Origin of the sequence: Pediococcus acidilactici, from assembly GCF_016127815.1 — a bacterium.
Lineage (GTDB): Bacteria > Bacillota > Bacilli > Lactobacillales > Lactobacillaceae > Pediococcus > Pediococcus acidilactici.
This window is the reverse complement of the sequence record NZ_CP066046.1, coordinates 949143-963110: the sequence shown is the minus strand read 5'-3', so window position 1 is coordinate 963110 and position 13968 is coordinate 949143. Positions and strand designations below refer to the sequence as shown.

At 42.1% G+C, this 13968-nt stretch carries 16 protein-coding genes and 1 other annotated feature; all 16 genes read left to right on the top strand.

All coding sequences use genetic code 11. The annotated features are described in order from the left end of the window. Position 1: 1 nt before the first annotated feature. The 16 genes from nrdR to yqeK all read left to right on the top strand — a co-directional run bounded on the left by nrdR (position 2) and on the right by yqeK (position 13968). Positions 2-478: a transcriptional regulator NrdR gene (nrdR, locus tag I6H64_RS04850; protein WP_002831371.1), complete on the top strand. Its 477-nt coding sequence runs from the start codon at positions 2-4 to the stop codon at positions 476-478. Then, positions 478-1866 carry a replication initiation and membrane attachment family protein gene (locus I6H64_RS04845; RefSeq protein WP_008841423.1) on the top strand — a complete coding sequence of 463 codons (1389 nt, stop codon included), beginning with the start codon at positions 478-480 and terminating at the stop codon, positions 1864-1866. Before nrdR ends, I6H64_RS04845 begins: the two co-directional genes overlap by 1 nt. Before the next feature lie 3 nt (positions 1867-1869). Next, positions 1870-2799, top strand: coding sequence for a primosomal protein DnaI (gene dnaI, locus I6H64_RS04840; RefSeq protein ID WP_008841422.1), 930 nt, complete (start codon positions 1870-1872; stop codon positions 2797-2799). 296 nt (positions 2800-3095) lie between these two features. Continuing rightward, complete coding sequence (thrS, locus tag I6H64_RS04835; RefSeq protein WP_005916492.1) at positions 3096-5039, top strand: threonine--tRNA ligase; 1944 nt, start codon at positions 3096-3098, stop codon at positions 5037-5039. A 161-nt stretch (positions 5040-5200) separates the two neighbouring features. Next, positions 5201-6946, top strand: a complete 1746-nt coding sequence (locus tag I6H64_RS04830; RefSeq protein ID WP_036685277.1) for a sensor histidine kinase — start codon at positions 5201-5203, stop codon at positions 6944-6946. After that, a complete protein-coding gene (locus tag I6H64_RS04825; RefSeq protein WP_005916495.1) occupies positions 6946-7680 on the top strand; it encodes a LytR/AlgR family response regulator transcription factor in 735 nt (244 codons plus the stop codon). Before I6H64_RS04830 ends, I6H64_RS04825 begins: the two co-directional genes overlap by 1 nt. Before the next feature lie 287 nt (positions 7681-7967). Further along, complete coding sequence (locus I6H64_RS04820; protein WP_002831377.1) at positions 7968-8378, top strand: CidA/LrgA family protein; 411 nt, start codon at positions 7968-7970, stop codon at positions 8376-8378. Then, complete coding sequence (locus I6H64_RS04815) at positions 8378-9106, top strand: LrgB family protein (RefSeq protein WP_008841420.1); 729 nt, start codon at positions 8378-8380, stop codon at positions 9104-9106. Before I6H64_RS04820 ends, I6H64_RS04815 begins: the two co-directional genes overlap by 1 nt. Before the next feature lie 58 nt (positions 9107-9164). Beyond that, positions 9165-9289, top strand: a sequence feature (ribosomal protein L20 leader region). Between the two features lie 41 nt (positions 9290-9330). Then, a complete protein-coding gene (infC, locus tag I6H64_RS04810; protein ID WP_002831380.1) occupies positions 9331-9831 on the top strand; it encodes a translation initiation factor IF-3 in 501 nt (166 codons plus the stop codon). Positions 9832-9855: 24 nt separating this feature from the next. Continuing rightward, entirely contained in the window at positions 9856-10056 is a 201-nt protein-coding gene (gene rpmI, locus I6H64_RS04805) for a 50S ribosomal protein L35 (protein WP_002831382.1), read from the top strand. Positions 10057-10109: 53 nt separating this feature from the next. Beyond that, the gene (gene rplT, locus I6H64_RS04800; protein WP_002831385.1) at positions 10110-10463 is read left to right on the top strand and encodes a 50S ribosomal protein L20; all 354 of its coding nucleotides are present in this window, start codon (positions 10110-10112) and stop codon (positions 10461-10463) included. Between the two features lie 249 nt (positions 10464-10712). Then, the gene (locus I6H64_RS04795; RefSeq protein ID WP_008841419.1) at positions 10713-11237 is read left to right on the top strand and encodes a YqeG family HAD IIIA-type phosphatase; all 525 of its coding nucleotides are present in this window, start codon (positions 10713-10715) and stop codon (positions 11235-11237) included. Positions 11238-11239: 2 nt separating this feature from the next. Beyond that, complete coding sequence (gene yqeH / locus I6H64_RS04790) at positions 11240-12349, top strand: ribosome biogenesis GTPase YqeH (RefSeq protein WP_056985012.1); 1110 nt, start codon at positions 11240-11242, stop codon at positions 12347-12349. 47 nt (positions 12350-12396) lie between these two features. Then, positions 12397-12708 carry a ribosome assembly RNA-binding protein YhbY gene (yhbY, locus tag I6H64_RS04785; RefSeq protein ID WP_008841416.1) on the top strand — a complete coding sequence of 104 codons (312 nt, stop codon included), beginning with the start codon at positions 12397-12399 and terminating at the stop codon, positions 12706-12708. 17 nt (positions 12709-12725) lie between these two features. Beyond that, positions 12726-13367, top strand: coding sequence for a nicotinate-nucleotide adenylyltransferase (locus I6H64_RS04780; RefSeq protein ID WP_005916510.1), 642 nt, complete (start codon positions 12726-12728; stop codon positions 13365-13367). After that, positions 13360-13968 (top strand): bis(5'-nucleosyl)-tetraphosphatase (symmetrical) YqeK, encoded by a 609-nt coding sequence (gene yqeK, locus I6H64_RS04775; RefSeq protein ID WP_002831392.1) that lies wholly within the window; start codon positions 13360-13362, stop codon positions 13966-13968. The genes I6H64_RS04780 and yqeK overlap by 8 nt, the downstream gene beginning before the upstream one ends.

Sequence of the window (13968 nt, the reverse complement as noted above, 5' to 3'; positions counted from 1 at the left end):
TATGAAATGCCCACATTGTGGTAATAATGGCTCGAGAGTAGTAGATAGTCGACCAACTGATGAAGGCCGCGTAATTCGTCGTCGGCGTGAATGTGAAGATTGTGGTTTTCGTTTTACAACTTTTGAACGGGTGGAAGCCACCCCGTTATTAGTGATTAAGAAAAACGGTTCGCGAGAAGAATTTGATCGCGATAAGATTCTTAAAGGGATTGTCCGGGCAGCAGAAAAGCGACCGGTAAAAATGGAACAAATGACTGATATTGTGGACAAGGTTGAAAATAAAATTCGTTCATTGGGAGAAAGCGAAGTTTCTAGTCAAGTGATTGGAGAATACGTAATGAATATTCTTGTTGATTTAGATGAGATCGCTTATATTCGGTTTGCCAGCGTATACCGGCAATTTAAGGACATGAACGTTTTCTTGAATGAACTCCAGGATATGGTCAAAAAAGATGAAGAAGAAAAGGATCATAAGTAATGACGGAACCAATGGGTAACTTAGCACCAAACGACTCGTTTATTGTGAATACTGATCGACAAATGACCGACTACGAAAGTCGGGCATTAACGGCGCTGTATCGTCCGTTATTATCTTCGGATGCGTACAGTTTAGCAATGACGCTTTGGGAACTAAATGAAGAAGCGACGGTTTTAAATGAACAGTTTACCCATACAATATTACTGAATTGGCTGGGAATTGATTTACCAGCTATTATGGAAGCGCGAGGCCGGTTAGAAGCCTTGGGTTTGCTAAAAACTTTTCGTAAACAAGTTGATAATCGGGCGTTATTTTTGTACGTTTTGCAAGCGCCAGCTGACCCGATTACCTTTTTCAAAGACGACACGCTAAGCGCATTGTTGCTTGGTGCGGTTGGTGAAAATGAATTTGAACGGTTAAGTCGGCGGTTAATTAAACGCCAGGTTGAGCACGCCGATTTTTATGATGTCTCTAAAAATTTAGGCGACTATTTCCAAATTGGCAGCAGCGTGGTCGACAAACCAAGGCCAATCTCTGCCGTGCAAAAGCAAATTCAGCTGGACGAGCCACAAACGGATTCAGAAACGCTCAATAATAATTTTGACTTTAACTTACTTACTCAAATGCTTAGCACTAGCTTTGTGGATCGTCAAAGCCTAGAAGAAAACCGCCACCTCATTATGGTGGAACAAACTATTTACGGAATTACGGAAAGTGAAATGGCGGAACTGATTAAGTCGGCCACTAATTTTCAAGATAATCGGATTGATAGCCGAACTTTGAAGACTCGGATCGCTCAAAAATACGCCAATGCTAATCAGCAAGGCGCGAAGAAAACGGCTAGTTCAGCGGCTATGCCAACTTCGCCTACAAAGCTCAATTTAGAAGGGCTCACGGCCGAGGAGCAAACGGTGATTAAGTCAACGTATGCATTGGCTCCGGTAGACTTTATTGATCAGATTAAGCAAGAAACCGGGGGCTTTACCACCACGGCGGAAAAACGGGTAATTACCGGCATAGTGGAAACGGGTCAACTGCCGGTTAGCGTCGTTAATTTTTTGATTTTCTATGTCTTGGTTGATCAGGGCCGGGCGACGCTGAATAAAAATTTAGTTGAGGCAATCGCCAACGAGTGGATTAAAAATGGCGTAAAAACTCCGCAAAAGGCGTTAGAATTTGTGCGTGAACGCCAGGCTAAAAAGCAAAAACAAGCTACCAAGTCGTATGGAAGACGTAAGCCGGTCGTTCAGCGCGAAACCCTACCAGATTGGGCCAAAAAAGATACTAAAACTGCAACTAACAATGCTAATGATTCTCAAGCGGTGCCGACTACTGCAGAAATTAATGCAAAATTGAAAAAATTACGTGAACGGCGAAAGGAGGAGTAACAAATGGAAAATATTCGCGAAGCAATTGAGGGATTGATGAATAAACGGAAACTCGACCAACGTTTCCAGTCGGTGATGAAAACTGTTTATCAGGATCCCGAAGTTGTGGCCTTTTGCCAAACACACCAAGCGGAGTTAACTACGGAAGCTTTGGAGCGGGGAGCGGCCAAACTATACGAATTTGTTAACGAACGCAGGAAGATTGCGCGGCACGAGCCCTCCTTTTTGCCGGGTTACGAGCCCCAGTTAGTACTCAGTAATCACCTAATTGATATCGAGTACGTGCCTACTAAAGAAATGACAATGAGACGCCAGGCGGCCCAGCGGCAAGCGCTGGTGAAGTCAATTAGTATGCCAAAGATGATTCGGCGGGCTGATTTTAGTGATTACTACCAAGAGCCTGACCGGAATATTGCTTTAAGTAAGACGATGGATTTTGTGGCCGCTTATGATCAGGCACCGGACCAATTCCACCGAGGCTTGTACTTAACCGGTAGCTTTGGGGTAGGAAAAACCTACTTGATGGGTGCAATGGCTAATGAATTAGCCAAACATAATTACTCGACAACCATCGTTCATTTTCCTAGTTTAGCGGTGGAATTAAAAAACACGATTGGGGATTCTAAAGAAATTCAAAGCAAGCTTGACGCGGTCAAGCAGGCGCCAATTTTAGTGATTGACGACATTGGTGCAGATAGTATTTCTGCATGGGTACGGGATGATATTTTAGGCGTAATCTTAGAATATCGCATGCAAGAAGAGTTACCAACGTTCTTCACCTCTAACTTTTCAATGAAGCAACTAGAAAAGGAACACTTAACGGTAAACCAACGCGGGGAGGCCGAACCTTTAAAGGCCAAACGGTTAATGGAACGGATCAAATTTTTAAGTGAAGAGGTTACTTTAATCGGAAAAAATCATCGACAGGGTTGACAAGCAATTTTGAATGGATATAATGAAGTTGTAAATCAGAGTCAAACATGTAGTTTTTAACCTCAGGGAGCCGCGCCATGGACTGTAAGCAAAGCAACTAAAAACTTCCCACTTGACTAGAGACTGATCGAAATATCAGTTCGGGTTGCCACCGTTATCGGTTTAATTAAGTGGTGGATTACGTTCTAGTAGTCTGCAACGAGGGTGGAACCGCGTGAAATAACGTCTAACACGTCCCTGGTATGAAAATACCAGGGATTTTTTTATACTATTTTTTGTAAAGGGAGCGTGTAATTATGGCAGAGATTAAGATTGAATTTCCAGATGGCAGTGTAAAACCTTTTGGTGCTGGTGTCACCGTACTTGAAATTGCGAAGTCAATTGGTACAAGTTTAGCAAAAAACGCCGTTGCTGGAAAAGTTAATGATGAATTGGTTAATTTGGACCAACCACTTGACCAAGATGGAAAGGTTGAGATCATTACCAAGGATTCCGAAGATGGACAATTGGTAAACTGGAATTCAGCAGCTTTAGTATTGACAAGCGCAATCAAGAGCATTTATCCGGAAATCCGGATTGGGGAAATTGGTAACATCGAACACGGTTTTTATGCTGACACCGATAAGGAAGGTCAACAAATTTCGGTCGACGAACTCCCCGCTATTGAAGATAAAATGAAAGATATGATTCAAGCAAAGGTTGCTTTGAGTCATGAGATGTTAAGCGTTGAAGATGCTTTAGCTAAGGTTGATAGCGACCCTTACCAAGCTAAGCTAGTTAAGAAAAACGCTAAAGACGGCAAGGTTAACGTATACGACGTTGATGGCAGCTTAATCGTCAGTGACTGTGTTGCATTACCAGATGCTTCGGGATTGAAAGCCATCAAATTGCTATCCGTTGCGGGTGCTTATTGGGAAGGTAAGTCAAGTAATCCAATGTTACAACGGATTTACGGTACTTCGTTCTTCAACCAAAAAGACTTGGATGCTGAATTAGCACGCCAAAAGGAAGCTCGTGAACGTGACCACCGGGTAATTGGTAACGACCTCGACCTCTTCTTTGTTGATCCAGAAGTGGGCGCTGGATTACCATACTGGATGCCAAACGGGGCAACCATCCGTCGGACAATCGAACGTTACATCATCGACAAGGAAGTCCAACATGGTTACCAACACGTATACACACCAGTATTAATGAACCTTGATGCATACAAGACTTCTGGTCACTGGCAACACTATCGGGAAGATATGTTCCCACCAATGGACATGGGTGACGGCGAAATGCTTGAATTGCGGCCAATGAACTGCCCATCCCATATTCAAGTTTATAAGCACCACATCCGTTCGTATCGTGAATTACCATTACGGATTGCTGAACTTGGAATGATGCACCGTTACGAAAAATCTGGTGCCCTTTCTGGTTTGCAACGGGTACGTGAAATGACGTTGAACGATGGTCACACTTTCGTTGCGCCTGATCAAATTCAAGAAGAATTCAAGAAAGTTCTACAATTGATGGTTGAAGTTTATCGCGACTTTGACATTACGGATTACACATTCCGGCTTAGTTACCGTGATCCTGAAAATACTGAAAAGTACTTTGACGATGACGAGATGTGGAACCACTCACAATCAATGCTTAAAGCTGCGATGGACGACCTTGGTTTAGATTACGTTGAAGCAGAAGGCGAAGCTGCTTTCTACGGTCCAAAGCTTGACGTACAAACAAAGACGGCACTTGGTAACGAAGAAACTCTATCAACAATCCAATTAGACTTCATGTTGCCAAAACAATTCGACTTACATTACGTCGGAGCAGATGGTGAAGAACACCGCCCAGTTATGATTCACCGTGGGTTAGTTTCAACTATGGAACGCTTCACGGCTTACCTAATTGAAATGTACAAGGGTGCCTTCCCAACTTGGTTAGCACCAAAACAAGTAACGATTATCCCAGTTAAGGATGACTTGCATGGTGAATACGCAGATAAGTTGCGTGAACAAATGGCTGACCAAGACATCCGGGTTGAAGTTGACCACCGCAACGAAAAGATGGGTTACAAGATCCGTGAAGCACAAACCCAAAAGATTCCATACATCTTAGTAGTTGGGGACAACGAAATGGATTCTAACGCGGTTAGTGTTCGTCGCTATGGTGAAGATAACTCACAAACTGTTTCAGTAGATCAATTTATGCAAGATATTAAAGCTGACATTGATAGCTACAGTCGCAAAAATTAAAAACTTTTAGCTTTCGGGAGCTATGTAAATCCAGGTGGGTTTACATAGCTCTTTTTAGTTGCCCAAATGGCTTTAAAAGATCGATCTACGGCTAAGCAAAGAAAGGCGTTTCATGTATAATTGAAGGAAAGGAACTTCTTAAGCACGAAAGAAGGATTCAGATGCTAAATTTAACCTTACTAATGATTGAACGGGTGGGCCTGATTATTATTTTGGCCTTTTTTCTCGTTAATTTTCCGCCGTTTCGAAAATTACTCTTTCGACAGGACGGCGCTGCTAAATTTCAGTTGATAATCATCTTTGCTTTCTTTACGATTACGGCTAATTTGATTGGGATTGAGCTTTCGCCTGATAATTCGATCCATTTTAATCCGTTATTATTACGAATTCCAGCAGGCTATTCGGTGGCTAACATCCGTATTTTAACGGTTACCGTTTCTGGAATCATTGGCGGACCAATGGTTGGTGGGATTGTCGGCGCAGTTGCTGGAGTTCATCGTGTTTTACAAGAATCCTTAACTAACGACGCACTTTTTTATATTCCAAGCTCAATTTTGATTGGAATTTTATCGGGATGGTTTTCTAATCAAAAGCAGCATCGGTTTGCGACCATGAAGCCGTGGCACGGTTTTTTAATTGGATTATTGATGGAAACCATCCAGATGACTTTTATCCTAATTTTCAGTCCCACGGGTTGGCGATTGGTAAGGTATATCGCGATTCCCATGATTACGGTCAGCGCACTAGGGACTTCGGTGTTTTTATCAATCGTTGCATTATATTTTCGACAAGAAGTGGATGTACAAGCAACCCAAACTCGTTCAGTGCTCCAGTTAGCATTAAAAACGTTACCGGCATTTCGCCAGGGACTTAATTACAAATCGGCCCAAGAAGTTGCCAATTTAATGCTTAAGTACACTAATTTTGATGCAATCGGAATTACGGATAAGCAAAAAATCCTCGCCTTCGTCGGGGCGGGAAGCGACCATCACATTGCCGGGCAACCGATTCGAACCGATCTGTCTTTGAAGGCGATTCAATCCGGAGAGGTACAAATTGCCAATAATTTTCACGAAATTAATTGTTCAGAGCCCAAATGCCCGCTCCATTCGGCAATTGTGGTCCCGTTGTTTATTAAAGAACAGATTATTGGCAGTTTAAAAGTTTACTATAAAGAACAGTGGCGATTAAGCCCGGTAGAAATTCAATTAGGGATGGGGCTCGGAGAAATCTTGGCCATGCAGATTATGCTGGGTGATATGGAAAGGCAAACTGAGCTGGTTAAGGATGCAGAAATTAAATCGTTACATGCCCAAGTGAACCCGCACTTCTTCTTTAATGCAATCAATACAATTGTCGCGGTGATGCGCCAAGACAGTGAAAAGGCACGGGAGTTGTTGATTCAATTAAGTACCTATTTCCGGGCTAACTTGATGGGGAGCCGGGAGGTGGTAATTCCATTATCACAAGAATTTAAACACGTAAGAGCATATTTATCTTTGGAACAGGCTCGTTTTCCAGGAAGGTACCGGGTGCTGTTTAGCAACGCGGTGTCCGAAAATGCCCTCGTCCCACCGTTTACAATCCAAATTTTAGTGGAAAATGCGGTTCGCCACGCCTTTAATCCCAAAATGAAGGATCAACAGATTAAGGTGGGGGTTAGTCAAGTTGCCAACGCGTTAAAAATCGTGGTTGCAGATAACGGGCACGGAATTGACCCTCATATCTTAAAACAGTTAGGACACCAGGTGGTTGATTCTCAAAGTGGTAGTGGAACGGCTTTACAAAATTTAACCGCCCGGTTTGCGGGACTTTACGGTGAGGCAGCAAATTTAGATATTCAATCAAGCTCTGAAGGAACGACAATCACCGTGAAAATACCATTTCAAGAAGGGAAGCAAAAGTGATGAAAGTATTGATTGTTGACGATGAGCCATTAGCTCGCCAAGAATTAAATTACTTATTGGAGGAAAACCCCATCGTTGACCAGGTTGCGGAAGCTGATGGAGTGGTGGAGGCCGACCAGTATGTAGCAAATGAACATCCCGATTTGGTATTTTTGGATATTAAGCTTGAAGATGGTAATGGAATGGCTTTGGCGAAAAAATGGAAGAAAATGCCGGTTTCACCATACGTGATCTTTGCCACTGCTTACGACCAATATGCTTTAGATGCGTTTAGTGCTGAGGCAGTGGACTACGTACTCAAACCATTTGAGCAAAGTCGCATTAATGAAGCGCTTGACCGGATCAAAAAATTATTGGATCGGCAGCAACGCGATTCCGCCAATTACCAGCAAAAATATCTTAATCCGCGACTGTCAATTACTAATGAAGAACGAACGATCGTGATTAAGAAAAATAACATTATTTATTTAGAAGCGCAGGGGGGCACGGTAATTATTCACGTGGCCAATTTACCATTAGTTACCAGCAAGCAGCCCCTCCGAAAACTATTGGCAGAATTGGATCCGCAAAAGTTTTTGCAAGTACATCGTAGTTACGTGGTTAACCTTGATTCAGTTTTTGAATTACAACCAAGTTTCAACCATACTTACCAATTGACGTTATCGAATGGAATTAAGATTCCGGTGAGCCGTTCGTACGTTAACGAAACCAAACGCCACTTAGGGATGAAGTGAGTAATAATTCGGGTGACTTAGTTGATGGAAATTAAAGTTATTCCATAAACTTTTAGTTATCTTAATTTTTAAAAAGTGATCACAACTCTAGGTTAAATTGCTTAGAGAAGTGGTCACTTTTTATGTTGAAATTATTAAGGGCATTTCATCTCGGGTAGTTGGTATTCTATCCAGAATTAGGGTCAATTGATTGTGAAAACGGTTACAAATCGATCGAAATCACTTAGAATTAATGGTGAGCAAGGGAAGAAAAGCCCTTGAATCAAGTGTTTTAAGGAGGAATTCTGATGAAAAAAGATCAAGAGAAAAAGAAGACGCCAATCCTTGTTCAAATGGCGATTTTTGCGGCGATTTTATTCGTTTCGCAAATCATTTCTCAGCTATTTCCCGCAAACATTGTGGTTCCCACTCCGTTAATTGGTATGATTATTTTATATATTTTATTGGCGACCCACATTGTTAAACTCGAACAAGTTGAAAAATTTGGTGACTTTATGATTGGCTTAATTGCTTTCTTATTCGTTCCATCGGGAATTCAATTAGCCGGTAGTTTGGATTTAATGAAAAGGGAAGGGCTCCAGGATATTATCGTGGTGGTCATTTCGACAATTATTCTCCTGGTCGTAATTGCATACGTAGGAGCATTTTTCATTCGAATTCACCAAAAAATTACGGGTAAAAAGGGGGACGATGAATAATGGATGCAGCTTTAGCAACACCGTTTACCGGAATTTTTATTTCTTTAGTAGTTTATCTAATTGGAATGTGGCTTTTTAAAGTTAGCAAAGGCTTCTTCCTATTTACCCCGTTATTAGTTGGAATGGTTTTAGGAATTGTAATCTTAGTTCTTTGGGGAAAGGGAATTGGTTCCACAACTGTCGCAGTTTATAAAAAGTACTATTTACCAGGCGGCAACATGATTTTTTGGTTTTTAAACCCGGCTACCGTGGCGTTTGCGATTCCGCTATATCGGCGGAACGATATTTTTAAGAAGTACTGGGTAGATGTATTCCTAACCTTGTTCGTCGGTGGTTTTATTTCCCTATTTGGTATTCACATGGTCTCCAAGCTAATGGGACTATCCCGAGTTTCGATTGCGGCTATGCTGCCTCAATCAGCAACTACCGCAATTGCCATGCCGATTGCCAAGGGGATCGGAGGGGATCCGGCAATTACGGCGATGGTCTGCATTATCAATGCCGTAATTATCTATGCGTTAGCCGAATTCTTAATTAAAATCTTTAAGCTCAAAAATATCTCTAAAGTGGGAACTGGATTAGGACTGGGAGTTTCCGGACACACCGTTGGTTCAGCCAAAGCGGTTCAATTAGGTTCAATTGAAGGTGCAATGGCATCCGTAGCGGTTGTAATCGTTTCACTAGCGATGGACATTCTAGTTCCAATCTACGTAAACCTCTTTATGTAAAAATAATTTTTTAGTTTAGTTGACAGAGACTGATTATTTTGGTATCTTAGTAAACGTTGAGAAAAAGCAGAGGCCACCGCTTCTCGCCTTGTAACTTAGAAGTTGCTGGGCTAAAGAACGTTGAATGGATGTTGAAGATCCAAAAAAGCGGGTGGCGTGTGCCATCCGCTTTTCTGCATTCTCGATAATTTTCCTGGAGGTGAAGAACCATAGCAAAAGATACAATGGTAAATGAAACCATTCGGGCTCGTGAAGTCCGCTTGATTGGTGTTAATGGTGATCAATTAGGGGTTAAGTCAAAGGCAGAAGCAATCCAAATTGCTGAAGAAGCCAATCTTGACGTTGTCGTAGTTTCCCCAAAGGCAAAACCACCAGTAGCCAAGATTATGGATTATGGGAAATATCGTTTCGAGCAACAAAAGAAAAAACGTGAAGCTCGTAAAAAGCAAAAGACTGTCAGCATTAAAGAAATCCGTTTGAGTCCGACAATTGATACAAACGACTTTAACACTAAACTTAAGAACGCTAAGAAGTTCTTAGGCAAAGGAGATAAAGTTCGGGTATCAATTCGTTTTAAGGGTCGGGCAATTACCCATAAAGACATTGGTCGTAAAGTGCTTGAACGGATGGCTGAGGAGACTTCTGACATCGCTCGGATCGAAGCTCGTCCAAAGATGGACGGTCGGAGCATGTTCTTGGTATTGGCTCCTAATGCTGATAAATAATTTAAATTTCTGGAGGAACAGATTATGCCTAAAATGAAGACAAACCGCGCTGCTGCAAAGCGTTTTAAGAAAACTGCTAATGGCGGTCTAAAGAGTGCAAATGCTTTTACAAGTCACCGTTTCCATGGAAAGACTAAGAAGCAACGTCGTCAATTACGTGGTACAGACATGATGGACAGTACTAACGTAAAGCGTTATAAGAAGTTACTTTCAAACATCAAGTAATTAAATTAAACAGAAAAGTAAATGACCTGCGGGTGATTTAAGGAGGAATTATTATGCCACGAGTAAAGGGTGGAACAGTAACACGTCGCCGTCGTAAGCGCGTATTAAAACTTGCTAAAGGATATCGCGGAGCAAAACATATTCAATTTAAGGTTGCTAAAGACCAAGTAATGAAGTCTGGTTTGTACGCATTCCGTGACCGTCGCAACCGTAAGGGCGAATTCCGTCGTCTTTGGATTGCACGGATCAACGCTGCTGCAAGAATGAACGGTTTGAGCTACAGCAAGTTAATGCACGGTCTTAAGGAAGCTGGTATCGACATGAACCGTAAGATGCTTGCTGACCTTGCCGTAAACGATGCTGACGCATTTAAGGCTTTGGCTGAAGAAGCTAAAAAAGCTCTTTAATTAGATACTTAATTAAGTGACTACTAAAAAGGATCGTCCGCTCCATGGTGAGCGCGGTCCTTTTTATTTTGAAGTGAGTCAATTTGGATGAAAATGTGCCAACACATTAAGTTGTCCAAGTAATCACCGCTTACCGTCTTAATTTAACGAAAAGTCCGGAATGGAAGTAGAATTAAGGTTGGCTTCTCTTTTCAAAAAGCATTCCTATCGTTTATAATTGAACAGACAGTAATCATGGGGAGAAAGATTATGAACATTTTTAAACCAACGTGGATGATTGAAAGAATTTACAATCTATCCGCTAAAGATTTAAAGGCCAAGGGAATCACCACCGTGTTAACCGACCTAGATAATACTTTAATTGCCTGGAACAATCCGGATGGTACGCCAGAATTAAAGCGGTGGATTAGTGAATTGAAACGGGAAGGCATTCGGGTAATTGTAGTTTCAAACAATAGCCACAGTCGGGTTTCCAAGGCGGTAGCTGGCTTTGGTTTAGAGTTTGATGCCCGAGCTTTAAAACCGTTAACGGTAGGCATTAAACGAGTTTTACGACAATATCGTCTAAAAAAGCCCGAGACCATCATGGTGGGAGACCAACTCCTTACTGACATGGTAGCGGCCAATTTATCCGGAGTACGGGGAGTGCTAGTAAAGCCCTTAATTGAAACGGATGCTTGGAATACCAAGTTGAACCGTTTTTTAGAGCTATTCATTAAGCGGTCTTTGAAGAAAAAGTATCCGGAATTAGTTTGGCATAAGGAGTTATTATAAGAATGAACGAAGAAGAAATTCGGTGTATTGGGTGCGGGGCAACGTTACAAACGGAAGATGCTCAGCTTCCGGGGTACACGCCGGCGTCGGCCTTAAAAAAAGGTCTAGAAAGCGGACAATTATATTGTCAACGTTGCTTCCGGTTGCGTCATTATAATGAGATTGCACCAGTTAGCATTAGTGATGACGACTTTAGAAAGCTATTGAGTCAGATTAGTGATTCAGATTCGCTAGTGGTTTACGTGGTGGACATGTTTGACTTTAATGGTAGCTTAATTCCCGGACTGCACCGTTTTGTAGGGGACAATCCGGTTCTTTTAGTTGGTAATAAGGCGGATGTTTTCCCTAAATCGATCAAACGGCACCGGATGCGGGAATGGCTACGGCAACAAGCAAAGGCTAACGGAATTGAACCGGTAGACGTGATGATTACCAGTGCTAAACAACGTCCTGCGGTAGAACAATTGTTTGATAAGATTGAACAACTCCGCGATGGACGTGATGTTTACGTCGTAGGGGTTACCAACGTTGGTAAATCAACCTTAATTAACAGTTTGATTGCCTTACGCAACGGGATCAAAGACGTAATTACGACGTCCCGTTTTCCTGGAACTACGTTAGATCGGATTGAAATTCCATTTGACGATCACAGCAAAATGATTGATACACCGGGAATTGTGCATAACGATCAGATGGCACACGTGTTAACGGCGGAAGATCTTAAGTACATTTCGCCGAAAAAGACGATTAAACCGCGCGTTTATCAATTAGGTGATGAGCAAACTTTATTTGCGGGTGCTTTGGCGCGCTTTGACTACGAACATTCAACGGGCTCAGTCACTGCCTATTTTGATAACAATCTAATGATTCATCGCACTAAGCTAGCTAATGCCGATCATTTTTATGAAAAACACGCTGGAGAACTTTTGACACCACCTGCGGCAGAAAATCTGGCCAATTTGCCTGAATTAGCACGTCACCATTTTAAGATTGAGGAAGATAGTGACGTAGTCTTTGAAGGTTTAGGCTGGATTGCAGTTCCCGCGGGAAGCGTGGTTACCGCTTGGGCACCAAAGGGTATTTCAGTAGTAATCCGGCGGGCTCTAATCTAAGAACGAAGTACCATCGCTGGTAAGTAACTAAATAAAGGAGTATTGATTTGAAATTAAGAGGAAAACAAAAACGTTATTTACGTGCTCAAGCACACCATCTCCGACCCGTTTTTTCGGTTGGTAAAAACGGACTGACCAAGAGTTGGCTTGCTCAATTAGGCGGCGCGTTAGATAACCACGAATTATTAAAGATTAATTTACAGCAAAATACCGACGTAACGACTGCCGAGGTTAAGGAGTTTATTGAACAGCAAACCGACATCCAAGTCGTACAAACGATCGGTCGCGTTTTGGTTTTGTTTAAAGTTTCTGCAGACCCAGATAAAAGAGAGATTTCAGAAAACGTTCAAAAGATATAATGGTAAGGTGATTAATATTGATTTCGACAAAGTCAAAAAGTGTTTCGGGAGTTCAAGTAGAGGTGGTTGAAGAACCACTAACACAAGCAAAGGGCAAGAAAATTGGCATTTTAGGCGGAACGTTTAATCCGCCGCACCTTGCGCATTTAATGATTGCAGAACAGGTGGCTAGCCAATTAGGATTGGATAAAATTCTGTTCATCCCAGATTATCTGCCACCTCACGTGGATAAAAAAGAAGCGATTGCTGCGGAGCATCGGGTTGAAATGGTTCGCTTGGCAATTCAGGGGAACCCTAACTTTGATTTAGATTTAATCGAAATTAATCGCGGGGGGACCAGTTATTCTTACGATACGGTCAAGGCGTTAAAAGAAATGCACCCCGAAAACGACTACTACTTTATTATCGGTGGTGACATGGTTAACTACTTGCCAACTTGGCACGAAATCGATAAATTAGCCCGCATGGTTCATTTTGTGGGGGTCGACCGGCCAGAGTACGAGCGAGATGCGAAGTATCCGATTATTTGGGTGGACACTCCCCATTTTGATTTGAGTTCAACCATGATTAGGGAAAAGGTTAATAAAGGGTGCTCAATTAAATATTTAGTACCCGATGCTGTAGAAGATTATATAAGGGAGCATCATTTATATGAGTAAAGTAGAGTTGACTTACGAAAATAATTATATTCCGATGAACCGAGAAGAATTGGTTGCGGCGGTACAAAAAAGCGTTCAAGGTCCCCGATTTGACCACATCTTACGCGTAGAACAAAAGGCCATTGAGTTAGCAAAACAAAATGACGCTGACGTGGAAAAAGCTAGTATTGCGGCTTTATTGCACGATTATGCTAAAAATCGGCCTGATAGTGAATTTATTGGTTACATTAATAAATTACAACTGGACCCGATTTTGTTAGATTATGGTAACGCGATTTGGCACGGAGTTGTCGGAGCAGAAATTGTCAAAAACGAATTAAAAATTCAAGATGAAGAAATCTTAAATGCAATTCGGCGACACACGGTTGGAGCACCATACATGACTTTAATTGACCAAATTGTCTTTATGGCCGATTATATTGAAGACGGCCGGGATTTTGACGGGGTGCAACAAGCGCGCATCATTACGGAACAAAGTTTACCAAAGGGCGTTGCGCTTCAGATGAAGAATACGCTGGCTTATTTAGTAGCCAACAATCGCCCGGTATTCCCCGCCACCATTGACAGTTACAACGCGTGGATTGCAAAACTTAACGACTAA